Source organism: Saccharopolyspora sp. NPDC045839, assembly GCF_056431645.1.
Window position 1 is genome coordinate 638,904 of sequence record NZ_JBWKKH010000001.1, and the last position, 12,164, is coordinate 651,067.

At 71.1% G+C, this 12,164-nt stretch carries 9 protein-coding genes; 7 read left to right on the forward strand and 2 right to left on the reverse strand.

All coding sequences use genetic code 11. From position 1 onward, the window contains the following. Positions 1-21: 21 nt before the first annotated feature. On the reverse strand, positions 22-2,373 hold the full coding sequence (gene pucD / locus AC07EQ_RS02535) for a xanthine dehydrogenase subunit D (RefSeq protein ID WP_478386168.1): 2,352 nt from the start codon (positions 2,371-2,373) through the stop codon (positions 22-24). A 270-nt stretch (positions 2,374-2,643) separates the two neighbouring features. Between pucD and AC07EQ_RS02540 the strand changes: the two genes are divergently transcribed. Further along, positions 2,644-3,351 carry a GntR family transcriptional regulator gene (locus AC07EQ_RS02540; RefSeq protein ID WP_478386169.1) on the forward strand — a complete coding sequence of 236 codons (708 nt, stop codon included), beginning with the start codon at positions 2,644-2,646 and terminating at the stop codon, positions 3,349-3,351. Positions 3,352-3,510: 159 nt separating this feature from the next. Here the strand turns inward: AC07EQ_RS02540 and AC07EQ_RS02545 are convergent, their stop codons facing one another. Next, positions 3,511-4,506: an amidohydrolase family protein gene (locus AC07EQ_RS02545; RefSeq protein ID WP_478386170.1), complete on the reverse strand. Its 996-nt coding sequence runs from the start codon at positions 4,504-4,506 to the stop codon at positions 3,511-3,513. A gap of 376 nt (positions 4,507-4,882) precedes the next feature. Here AC07EQ_RS02545 and AC07EQ_RS02550 point away from each other — a divergent pair, with 376 nt between their 5' ends. The 6 genes from AC07EQ_RS02550 to AC07EQ_RS02575 all read left to right on the forward strand — a co-directional run bounded on the left by AC07EQ_RS02550 (position 4,883) and on the right by AC07EQ_RS02575 (position 12,131). After that, positions 4,883-6,277: an amidohydrolase family protein gene (locus tag AC07EQ_RS02550; protein ID WP_478386171.1), complete on the forward strand. Its 1,395-nt coding sequence runs from the start codon at positions 4,883-4,885 to the stop codon at positions 6,275-6,277. A gap of 37 nt (positions 6,278-6,314) precedes the next feature. Then, a complete protein-coding gene (locus AC07EQ_RS02555; protein WP_478386172.1) occupies positions 6,315-7,658 on the forward strand; it encodes a nucleobase:cation symporter-2 family protein in 1,344 nt (447 codons plus the stop codon). Between the two features lie 12 nt (positions 7,659-7,670). After that, positions 7,671-8,996, forward strand: coding sequence for a nucleobase:cation symporter-2 family protein (locus AC07EQ_RS02560; RefSeq protein WP_478386173.1), 1,326 nt, complete (start codon positions 7,671-7,673; stop codon positions 8,994-8,996). Beyond that, positions 8,989-9,585 (forward strand): UbiX family flavin prenyltransferase, encoded by a 597-nt coding sequence (locus AC07EQ_RS02565; protein WP_478386174.1) that lies wholly within the window; start codon positions 8,989-8,991, stop codon positions 9,583-9,585. Before AC07EQ_RS02560 ends, AC07EQ_RS02565 begins: the two co-directional genes overlap by 8 nt. A 186-nt stretch (positions 9,586-9,771) precedes the next feature. Continuing rightward, a complete protein-coding gene (locus tag AC07EQ_RS02570) occupies positions 9,772-11,148 on the forward strand; it encodes a UbiD family decarboxylase (RefSeq protein WP_478386175.1) in 1,377 nt (458 codons plus the stop codon). Next, positions 11,145-12,131: a CobW family GTP-binding protein gene (locus AC07EQ_RS02575; RefSeq protein WP_478386176.1), complete on the forward strand. Its 987-nt coding sequence runs from the start codon at positions 11,145-11,147 to the stop codon at positions 12,129-12,131. Before AC07EQ_RS02570 ends, AC07EQ_RS02575 begins: the two co-directional genes overlap by 4 nt. Positions 12,132-12,164 lie beyond the last annotated feature (33 nt).

The following is a 12,164-nucleotide window of genomic DNA, read 5'->3' on the forward strand; positions in this document are numbered from 1 at the left end:
CTCGTTCCGGTGAGAACCCGCTCACGAGGGTTGGGCCGCCAGCGCGATGTCGTCCGGGCGCACCGGGACCCGGCCGAGGGCCAGTCCGGTCGCGTCCCGCAGGGCGTTGACGATCGCCGGGGTCGACGACAGGGTGGGCGGCTCGCCGACGCCGTTGAGGCCGTACGGCGAATCCGGGTGCGGGAACTCGAACACCGAGATCGGCATCGGCGGCACGTCCAGGATGGTCGGGATCAGGTAGTCGGTGAACGACGGGTTGCGCACCCTGCCCTGCTCGTCGAGCAGGATCTCCTCCATCAGCGCCAGGCCGAGGCCCTGCGCGCTGCCGCCCTCGATCTGCCCCTCGACGGACAGCGGGTTCATCGCCTTGCCGACGTCCTGCGCGGTGGCCAGCTCCACCACCTTGACCAGGCCGAGCTCGACGTCGACGTCCACCACGGCGCGGTGCGCGGCGAACGCGAAGGCGATGTGGGCGTTGCCCTGGCCGGTCTCGGGGTCGATGGTCTCGGTCTTGCGGTGGTGGTACTCGAAGACCCGCTCCAGCACGTCGCCCCCGACGATGTCCGAAATGGACACCAGCGGCGAGCCGCCGGGATCCACCACGTGGTCGTCCAGCAGCGCCAGGGATTCCGCCGGCCTGCCGGTGCGCTCAGCCGCACGGCGCCGCAGCTCTCGCGCGAGCTCGCGGCAGGCGCCCTGCACCGCGCCGCTGGACATCCACGTTAACCGGGACGCCGAGGCCGAGCCCGCGTCGCCGATCCTGGTGTCCGCGGGCAGCACCACCACCCGCGAGACGCCCAGTTCGGTGGCGGCGATCTGGGACTGCACCGTGGTGATGCCCTGCCCGCACTCGGCCGCCGCGGTGTGCACCGACACCGAGGGCCGGCCCGCGGTGACCGACAGCTCCACCCGCGCCGTCGAGATGTCGTCCACGCCGCCGGAGTAGCCGATCGCCTTGACGCCGATCGCGTAGCCGACTCCCCTGCGTACGCCCTCGCCGCGGGTGGTGTTGGACAGCCCGCCCGGCAGCAGCTCCGCCCCGGCGGGCGGTAGCGGCCGGTTCCGCAGGTCGGCGAGCAGTTCGACGACCGGCGCCGGGCCGTCCACGGCCTGCCCGGTCGGCAGCACGGTGCCGGTGGTCATCGCGTTGCGCAGCCGGAGTTCCAGCGGGTCCATGCCCAGCTCGCGGGCGAGCTTGTCCATGTTGGACTCGCAGCCGTAGGCGGACTGGACCGCGCCGAAGCCGCGCATCGCGCCGCAGGGCGGGTTGTTGCTGAACACCGCGAAACCGTCGATCTCGGCGTGCGGGACCTCGTAGGCGCCGGTGACGAAGTAGCAGGCGTTGGCGATCACGACCGGCGAGGTGGAGGTGTACGCGCCGCCGTCCATGACGAGCTTCGCCTTGACGTAGAGCAGCTTCCCGTCCCGCGTGGCGCCGTGCTCGTAGTGCATCTTCGCCGGATGGCGGTGCACGTGGCCGAAGAACGACTCCTCGCGGTTGTAGACCATCTTCACCGGCCTGCCCAGCCGCATCGCGAGCATGCAGGCGTGCACGTGCACGGACAGGTCCTCGCGGCCGCCGAACGCGCCACCGACCCCGGCCAGCGTGAGGCGGACCTTGTCGGCGGGCAGCCCCAGGCACGGCGCGATCTGCTCCAGGTCCTTGTGCAGCCACTGCGACGACACGTACAGCTCGACGCCGCCGTCGTCGGCGGGCAGCGCCAGACCCGACTCCGGGCCGAGGAACGCCTGGTCCTGCATGCCGACCTCGTACTCGCCGGTCACCACCACATCGGCCCGCTCGCGCGCGGCCGCGAGATCGCCGTGGCGGATCTTGACGTGCCGGACCAGGTTGCCGCCCGGGTGCACGTCGCGCGCGGTGCCGTCGAGCGCGCGCGCCGGGTCGGTCACCGGCTCCAGGAGCTCGTAGTCGACCTGCACCAGCTTCGCCGCCCGCCGCGCCGTCTCCGGATCGTCGGCGGCGATCAACGCGACCGGCTCGCCCTGGTAGCGGACCTCGTCGATGGCCAGCACCGGCTGGTCGGCCACCTTCATCCCGTAGGTCTTCGCGCCCGGCACGTCCTCATGGGTGAGCACCGCGTGCACCCCGTCCAGCGCCAGGGCCTTCCGCGCGTCGACGGACCGGATGCGGGCCGAAGCGTGCGGGCTGCGCAGCGTCGTCGCCCACACCATGCCCGACACCCACAGATCCGAGGAGTAGGCGAACTGGCCGGTCACCTTCAGCGCGCCGTCCGGCCGCGGCGTGCTCCGGCCGATCCCGGCGGCGCGTTCCGTCTCGGCGCTGGGGTGCGGGGTTCGCACGTCGCCGGCCGCGGCCCGGGTGTCCCGTCGGTGCAGTGACTTGTCGCGCATGCCGCCTCCATGGGCTCAGGTGACACCGGCATCGCACAGCTCGTGTGCCGCCACGGCATGTCGGGACTCGTACCCGGCCTTGTTCCGCAAGGGTTTTCGGGCTCGCACGGCCGAAAACCCTTGGCCGCACAGAGTGAACCCAGCCGATCGCACGCTGTCAAGAGCGGTCGCCCGGCCCGCCGCGCCACGCCGACCGGGTGTCCGGGGCGAGCAAGCCGGACGATTGCATGTAATATCGAGCCGTCCCGCTTATCGAGTGAGGTTCCCGCGATGCCCCCGGCACCCCGTCTCGCGCCGCTGACCGGCGAAGGCCTGCTGGCCGACCGCACGTACGCCGCGCTGAAGAAAGCCATCCTGGACAACACGCTGCCGCCCGGCACCTCGCTGAGCGTGCCGGAGCTGGCCCGCCAGCTCGACGTCAGCCGCAGCCCGGTCCGCGAGGCCGTGCAGCGGCTGATCCACGACGGCCTGGCCACCCACGCCCCGCACCGGGGCGCCGAGGTCAGCCGGGTGGACATCGACGACCTGCGCCAGCTCTACGTGGTGCGCGAGCAGCTGGAGGGCCTCGCGGCGCGGCTGGCCACCGAGCACCTCGACGGCGACGGGCTGGCGCAGCTGCGCGGGATCCTCGCCGAGCACGAGGCGGCGCTGGCCGCCGACGCGGACAACGCCGCGCAGATCGAGCTGGACATGCGCTTCCACCGGGCGGTCCGGGAATTCGCCGAGAACCCGCACCTGCTGGCGGCGCTGGAACCGATCGCCGGCCGCTCGCACTTCGCGCTGCACTCGCTGTGGCGCGGCGCGGAAGCCCCCCGGCTCGCGCTGGACGAGCACCGGGCGGTGGTGGACGCGATGGCCAGCGGCGACCCGGAGATGGCCGAGGCGGCCGCCCGCCGCCACATCTCCCGGCTGCGGGTCCGCCTCGGCCAGGCCACGGCCCGCGAAGCCACCCCCCGCCGCCTCCGCCCCAGCTCCTGACGGAGCGAACGGCCTGTTCACGTCGCTAGACGACCCAAACGGGCCGTTCACTTCGCACCACCGACACCGGCGCCCGCTCCGAGCAACGCAGCGAACGGACCGTTCACCTCACTAGAGGGCGCGAACGGGCCGTTCACTTCGCCTCACCGTCCCCGGGCGTCAGCTGGCCTGGTCGAGTTCGCCCTCTTCCAGCCAGGAGTCCGGGGTGTAGCCCGCGTAGGCCTCGGCGTGGGAGTTCGTCGCCGACGCCTGCGTCACCTCTCCCCGCAGGTAGGCCTCGGCTTGCGCCTTGTCCTTCGGCGGCGGGGTCGGCTGCAGGCCGAGCAGCTTGGCCATGTTGTTGCCGAGGTAGCCCTCCAGGTCGTCCTCGGAGAGGTTCAGGCCCTGCGGCGGCTCGTGGCACAGCACCTCCAGCTCGCGCGCCCACATGCCGGGCTCGTTCGGCGGCGAGTCGGTGCCGTAGACCATCTTGGTCTTCTTCATCTCCTTGGCGAACTCCACGATCCGCGACTGCAGCAGCCAGCCGGACTCGCCGATGACGTTGTGCGAGTCCTGGATCATCCAGAACGCCTCGAAGCAGTACACGCCGCCGGTCTGGATGCCGAAGTGGCCGAGGATGAACGTGACGCCCGGGAACTCCCGGATGATCGGGTAGAACTGCGTCGGGATGGAGTACGGGCCGTCGCCGGTGTGGATCAGCACGATGATGCCGAGCCGGTCGCAGACCCGCATCACCGGCCGCAGCCAGTCCAGCGCCCGGTCGGGCCGGTAGGCGTGCATGTTGGCGTGCAGCTTGAGCATCCGGTAGCCGTGCTCCTCGACGTGGAACTCCAGCTCCTTGGCGCCGTTCTCCGGCCCGAACCGCGGGTTGTAGATGAAGTTGCCGATGAAGCGGTCCGGATAGCGCTGCACCAGCTCGGTCACGTACGCCTGGTAGTCGCGGATGCCTTCGCGGCCACCCCGGTTGCCCTCCCGCCAGGCGGTGTTGCCCGGCGGCGGCATGATGCAGCTGATGTCGACCCGGCGCGGCTTGCCGTTGAGCCACATCGGACCGTCCATCATCTTCAGGGTCCGCTCGCAGGTGAACGGTTCACCGGTGTGCCGCCAGGCCTCGTCTACCAGGTTCGTCGGGTGCACGTGCGTGTCGATGATCAACGGATCTCTCCTGTAATGATCGGTCGCACCCCGGCCGCGATTCACCGCACCTACGGGTCGCCGCACTTCGACAGCGGCGCGTTCGAGTGCAACACCGGTCTCCGCACCGTGTCAACAAGTTGCATGTAATTTCCCCGGAACCCGAGTTCCGAGCACGTAAAGGTGCACTCGACCAACCAACGAGGTCGCCCCGAAGGGTTGACACGACACGTGCACCTTGATTTACATGTTATCCGCGAACGGGCCTCCCACCGGACGGCATCGCCGTTCGCTCCAGCGCCGGTGACCTCCCTGACCTCCTCGTCGTGGGCCAACCGTTCGGCGAATCCCTCCTCAGGATGGGGGCGGTCGCGCACCGCCCAGGAAGCGAGGCGGCATGCCTCCGACCAACGAGAAGCACTGCGACCTGCTGCTCACCGGGGCGACGGTGCTCACCGTCGACGACCACCGCACCATCCACCGGCCCGGCGCCGTCGCCGTGACCGGCAACCGGATCGCGGCGGTCGGCCCGCAGTCCGAAATGGCGTCCTGGCGGGCCGAAACGGTGCTCGACTGCACCGCTCAGGCCGTGCTGCCCGGCCTCGTCGACGGGCACAACCACCTTTACCAAGCGCTGGCAAGGGGTTTGGGCGAGGGCATGTCGATCGTGCCGTGGCTGTGCGACTTCATGTGGCCGTACTCCATCGCGGTCGACGGCGACGACGCGGTGGCCGCGGCCCGCCTCGCGGCGGCCGAAGCGCTGCGGCACGGCACGACGACGGTGGTGGACAACCACTACGCGCCCACCGACCTGGCGACCACCCTCGCCATCGCCGACGTCATCGAGCAGGCCGGGCTGCGCGGCGCGGTGGCGCGCGGAATCGTCGGTCCCCGCACCGAGATCGCCGCGCGGCGCGGCCAGCCCGAGGCCCTGTTCCGGTACTCCGCGGCCGACGAGATCGCCATCACCCGCGAGGCGATGCAGCACCGGCCGGCGGGATCGCGGGTCGAGATCTGGCCCGCGCCGCTCAACCTCACCTACGTCGACCAGGACCTGGTCCGGCGCAGCGTCGAGCTCGCCGGTGAGCTCGGCACCAGCTGGCACGCGCACTGCTGCGAAGGCAGATCCGATCCGCAGAGCTACCTGGACGCCTACCAGGCGCGTCCGGTGCAGTGGCTGGCGAAGGCCGGGCTGCTCGACGAGCGCGCCACGCTGGCGCACGCGATCTGGCTCGACGAAGCCGAATTCGACGCGGTCGCCGCCGCAGGCGCGCGCATCGCGCACAACCCCACGTCCAACGCCTACCTGGCGTCCGGCACCCTGCCGCTGGCCGGACTGCGGGCCCGCGGGGTCGCCGTCGCGCTGGGCACCGACGGGCCGAGCTGCGGGCACCGGCAAGACCTGTTCGAGGTGATGAAGCAGTCCATCTTCGCCCAGCGGCTGGCCACCCTCGACCCGGTCGCGCTGCGCGCGCAGGACGCGCTGGACCTGGCGACCCGCGACGGCGCTCGCTACGCCGGGATCGACTCCGGGGTGCTCGAACCCGGCCGCCTGGCCGATCTGATCGTGGTCGATCTCGACCGGCCGCACCTGCAACCGCTGCACGACGTGGTGAGCTCGCTGGTCTACGCGGCCCGCGGCACCGACGTCGTGGCCACCGTCGTCGACGGCGAAATCGTCCAGCGGCACGGGCATTGCCTGCGCGTCGACGAGCAGGCCGCCGTCCGGCAGGCCCGGGAACGGGCCGAACGCCTGCTGCACCGCGCCGGGATGACCGGCCTGCTGCGCTGAGCCCCCACGAATCGCGCTGACGGAACACGGAGGAACCATGCGCTTCCGCCCCAGACCTCGCGCCACCGCCCCGCCCGATGCCGTCGACACCGTTCCCCCGCTGCGCCAGCTGCTGCCGCTGGGCCTGCAGCACGTGCTGGTCGCCTACTCCGGGATGGCCACCGTCCCGCTGCTGATCGGGCTCGGCATCGGCATGTCCACCGAGCAGATCGCCGTGCTGGTGTCGGCCAACGTGCTGGTCAGCGGCCTCGCCACGCTGCTGCAGGCGCTCGGCGTGTTCAACATCGGCGTGCGGCTGCCGATCGTGATGGGCTCGACGTTCACCGGGATCACCCCGGCGATCCTGGTCGGCAAGGACGGCGGGCTGCCCGCGGTGTTCGGCGCGACCATCGTCGCCGGGCTGCTGACCTGGGTGGTCGCGCCCTGGTTCAGCCGCCTGATGCGGTTCTTCCCGCCGATCGTGACCGGCACGATCATCGCGATCATCGGCTTCTCGCTGCTGCCCTCCACGTCGAAGCTGATCGCGGGCACCGACCCGGCCGCCGCCGACTTCGCCTCGGCGACGAGGCTGCTGATGGCCCTGGGCACGATCGCGCTGGTGGTGCTGGTGGAGGCGTTCGCGCCGGCGGCCGTGGCCCGGTTCGCGATCCTGATCGCCCTGGTCGCCGGCACGCTGGTGGCGCTGCCGCTGGGCCTGGCCGACTTCTCCGCGGTGGGCGGGGCGTCGTGGTTCGGCGCGGTGCAGCCGTTCGCGTTCGGGCTGCCCGAGTTCACCATCGCGGCGATCCTGCCGATGATCATCATCCAGCTGGTCAACATGGTGGAGTCCACCGGGGACACCGTCGCCATCGGGCAGATCGCGGGCCGCGACATCGGCCGCGACGAGCTGGCCCGCGCGCTGCGCGCCGACGGCGTGGGCACCGCGTTCGCCGGGTTCTTCAACTCCTTCACCATCGTCACCTTCGGCGAGAACGTCGGGCTGGTCAGCATGACCCGCGTGCTCAGCCGGTTCGTGGTCGCCACCGCGGGCGCTTTGCTGGTGCTGATCGGCCTGCTGCCGAAGCTCGGCGCCGCCGTCGCGTCGCTGCCCGGGCCGGTGCTCGGCGGCGTCGGGGTCGTCATGTTCGGCACCGTCGGCGCGATCGGGGTGAAGATCATGGCGCAGGCCGATCTCGGCCAGGCGCGCAACATCCTGATCGTCGCCATCTCCTTCGGCTTCGGGCTGCTGCCGGTGGGCGCACCCGAGTTCTACGCGAACCTGCCCGGCGTGCTGCAGCCGGTGCTCTCCAGCGGCATCGCGGCCGGTGGCATCGCCGCGTTCCTGCTCAACCTGGTGCTGAATCGGAACGCGCCGGCGGCCGCCACCGCCGGGCCGCGGTGAGGACGGTCGGACATGGTGCGCAACGAACCGGGGCAGTCCACATCGGACATGGGGGTCGACGACCGGCCGCCGTGGGGGCACACGATCCTGCTGGGCCTGCAGCACGTGCTGGTGATGTACGCCGGGGTGGTCGTGGTGCCGATGGTCATCGGCGCCGCGCTCGGCCTGAGCCAGGACGAGATCGCCACGCTGGTGTGCATCGACCTGGTGCTGGCCGGCATCGGCACCCTCCTGCAGTCGCTGGGCCTGTGGAAGTTCGGCATCCGGATGCCGCTGGTCGTCGGCGCCGCCTCCAACGGCATCGTGCCGATGATCCTGATCGGCCAGACCAAGGGGCTGCCCACGGTGTACGGGTCGCTGCTGGTGGCCGGGATCCTGTGGGTGCTGCTGGCGCCGTTCTTCGGCAGCCTGCTGCGGCTGTTCCCCGCCGTGGTCACCGGCACCGTCATCACGCTCATCGGCCTGACGCTGATCCCCGTCGGGCTGCGGTTGATCGCGGGCAAGGATCCCGACGCGCCCGGCTACGGCGCGCCGGGCAACCTCCTGCTCGCCGGGTTCACGGTGCTGCTGGTGGTGCTGTTCGCGCGGTTCCTGAAGGGCTTGCTGGGTCAGATCTCGCTGCTGCTGGCGCTGGTCGTCGCGGCGGCCGCCGGCTGGCTGTTCGGGGCCGGGAACCTGGCCGAGGTCGGTGCTGGGCCGGTGATCGGCGTGCCGCTGCCGTTCCACTACGGCCCGCTGCGGTTCGACATCCCGTCGATCCTGCTGTTCCTGATCGTCGTGCTGGTGCTGACCGTGGAGGCGTCCGGGCAGGGCCTGGCCGTCGGCCAGGTGGTCGGCCGCGAGGTCGGGCCCGCCGAGATCAGCCGGCTGCTGCGGGTGGACGGGCTGCTGACCGCGCTCAGCGGCATCTTCAGCGGCTTCGCCTACACCACCTTCGGCCAGAACATCGGCCTGATCGCCCTGACGAAGGTGCGCAGCCGGTACCCGGTCGCCGCGGGCGGCGTGATCCTGGTGCTGCTGGGCGTGATCCAGCCGATCGGCCGGCTGGTCGCGGCGATCCCGCAGCCGGTGATCGGCGCCGTCGCGGTGGTCACCTTCGCCGCGCTGACCGTGTCCGGCATCGAGCTGTTGTCCAAAGTGGACTTCAAGATGCCGGGGAACCTGATCATCGTGATGGTGTCGCTGGGCATCGGCCTGGTGCCCACCGGCGCGCCGGAGTTCTACCACCAGCTGCCGTTCGTCGCGCAGGTCTTCCTGCACAGCGGCGTGGCCACCGGAACGGTGCTCGCGGTGGTGCTCAACGCCCTGTTCCACCTCCGGGAAGGCAAGCATGCGTGACCGACTCGTCGTGGGCGTGACCGGCGCCAGCGCGCCGCAGCTGGCGATCCACCTGCTCACCAGCCTGCGGCAGCTCGGCGCGGTCGAGACGCACCTGGTCGTCTCGCGCGCCGCGCACCGCACCATCGAGCTGGAGACCGGGCTGCGGCCCACCGACGTCGCCGCGCTGGCCGACGTGTGCCACCAGCGCGGCGACATCGCCGACAGCATCGCCTCCGGCTCCTTCCCCACCATGGGCATGGTCGTGGTGCCGTGCTCGATGAAGACGCTGGCCGGCATCGCGCACGGCTACAGCGACGACCTGCTGACCCGCGCCGCCGACGTGTGCCTGAAGGAGCGCCGCCGGCTGGTGCTGGTCACCCGCGAGACGCCGCTGAGCCTGGTGCACCTGCGCAACATGGTCGCGGCGACCGAGGCGGGCGCGGTGGTGCTGCCGCCGATGCCCGCGTTCTACCACCGGCCCGGCTCCGTCGACGACCTGCTGGCGCACCTCACCGGCAAGATCCTCGACCAGTTCGGCATCGACCACGACCTGTACCCCCGCTGGCACGGCCCCGCCCAAAGCACAGTTCGCACCGGATTTGCGTAGCGGTGCCGGTAGCGGAACCTCAGAAGCCCCCTCGGTCCGGGATCCCCGACTCATGTATGTCCAATACACAGCGCTGGGGCTGTCCTCCCGAGGAGACATCTGAGAACCCGCGGCGGTGCCAGTTGTGCGCGTGATGACAAGAGAAAGCGGCTTCGCCGCCTGCAGACAACAGCTAGGAGCCCTCCGGTGAACCTCTCCCCGCGCCAGGACGCGCACGCCTTCCTCGCGGACTACCGCCGCGAGCATCCCGACGACGTTCTCGTCATCGACGAGCCGGTTTCCGCCGAGGAGGGCGTCACCGGGCTGATCTACGAGCTCATCGCGCGCGGTCGCGACGAGATGCTGGTGTGCAACGAGGTCGACGGCGTGGAGGCGCCGGTGGTGAGCAACGTCTTCGCCTCGCGGCGGCGGATCTCCCGCATCCTCGGCGTAGAGCCCGCCGGGCTGCACGAGGCGTACCAGTCGCGCGCCTCCCGGCCGCTGGCGCCGCGCGTCGTGGACTCCGGGCCGGTCACCGGGATCGCATCGTCCGATGTGGACCTCTCGGCGGTGCCGATGCTCCGGCACTTCGCCTCCGACCGCGCGCCCTACATCACCAGCGGCATCGTGATCGCCGAGGACCCGGACACCGGGGTGGGCAACATGAGCTACCACCGGTCGATGGTGCACTCCCCCACCGAGCTCGCCACCAGCCTGCACTCCCGCGGCGACCTGTGGCGGCTGCTGGCCGAGTACGCCGCGCTCGGCAGGCCGATGCCGGTCGCGATGGTCATCGGCGGGCACCCGCTGTTCATGCTCGCCGCCTCGGCCCGCGTTCCGTCCGATGTGGACGAGCGCGCGGTGGCGGGCGGGCTGTTCGGCGAACCGCTGGAGGTGGTGCGCACGCCGCGCTACGGCATCGGCGTCCCGGCGTGGGCGGACTTCGTGCTGGAAGGCACCGTCGACCCGCAGCTGCACGCCGAAGAAGGCCCGTTCGGCGAGTTCTCCGGCTATTCCTCGCACCGCTCCACCAACAACGTGCTGCGCGTGGAGACCGTGCTGCGCCGCCGGGACGCGATGCTCATCGACGTCGAGGGCGGCAACACCGCCGATCACCTGAACCTGGCGCGCATCCCGCGCGAATCCGAACTCGCCGAGAAGCTCAAGGACCGCTTCCCCGATGTCACCGCCGTGCACTACCCGACATCGGGCACGCACTTCCACTGCTACGTCGCCCTGCGCCCGTCGCGCCCCGGCCAGGCCCGGCAGGTGCTGCTCGGCCTGCTCGGCTGGGACCCGTACGTGAAGACGGCCGTCGCCGTGAACGCCGACGTGGACGTCACCTCCGACGCCGAGGTGCTCTGGGCGCTGGCCACGCACTTCCAACCGCACCGCGACGTGTTCGTGGTGGACGGACTTCCGGGATCGCCGCTGGATCCCTCGTCGGACCCCAGCGGCACCACCTCCCGGATGGGGCTGGACGCGACCCGCGGCCCCGACTTCGCCGGCGACCGCATCGTGGTCTCCGAATCCGCCCGCACCAACGCCCGCCGACTGCTGGGCACCACAGGAGGAGCACAATGAGCAAGATTCCCGTGACCGTGCTGACCGGCTTCCTCGGCGCCGGGAAGACGACGCTGGTCAACCACATCCTCACCGCCGACCACGGGCACCGCATCGCGGTCATCGAGAACGAGTTCGGCGAGATCCCGATCGACGATGCGCTGGTGCTGCGCTCCGACGAGCAGTTCTTCGAGCTCAGCAACGGGTGCTGCATCTGCTGCACGGCCCGCACGGATCTCGTCGAGACGCTGCGGAAGCTGGTGGAGCGCAAGGAGAAGATCGACCGGGTGCTGATCGAGACGACCGGCCTGGCCGACCCGAACCCGGTGGCGCAGACCTTCTACGTCGACGACGAGATCAGCGAGCACTTCGCGCTGGACGCGATCGTGACGCTGGTCGACGCCAAGCACATCGACCGGCACCTCGACGAGGCCGGGCCCGACGGCGTCGGCCACCAGGCGGTCGACCAGATCGCGTTCGCCGACCGGCTGGTGCTCAACAAGGTCGACCTGGTCGACGAGGCCGGCGTGGCGGCGCTGCGGGAGCGGCTGCGCGGCATCAACGCGACCGCCGAGATCATCACGTCCAGCTATTCGCGGGTCGACCTCGACGACATCCTCGGCGTCGGCGCGTTCAACCGCATCGTGCACCCGGCCTGGCTGGACGAGCAGGAACACTTCCACGACCCGGCGGTGACCTCGGTCGGCGTGGAGCTGGCGGAGGACTTCGACGAGGCCGCACTGCGCGCCTGGCTGTCCGGGCTGACGGCCGAGCACGGCGACGACCTGTACCGGCTCAAGGGCGTCGTCGCGGTCCGCGGCGACGCCCGGCGCCACGTCCTGCAGGGCATCCACCGGATCTTCGAACTCCGCCCGGCCGACCCCTGGGGCCGGGACGCGCGGGGCAGCAAGGTCGTGTTCATCGGCCGCAACCTCGATCGCGAGCTGCTCACCGAGGGGCTTCGGGCCTGCACGGGTTCCGTTGCGGCTGCTCGTGTCTCGTGAGCGTTTTGGGCTGCCATAACGCAATGCCGCTTA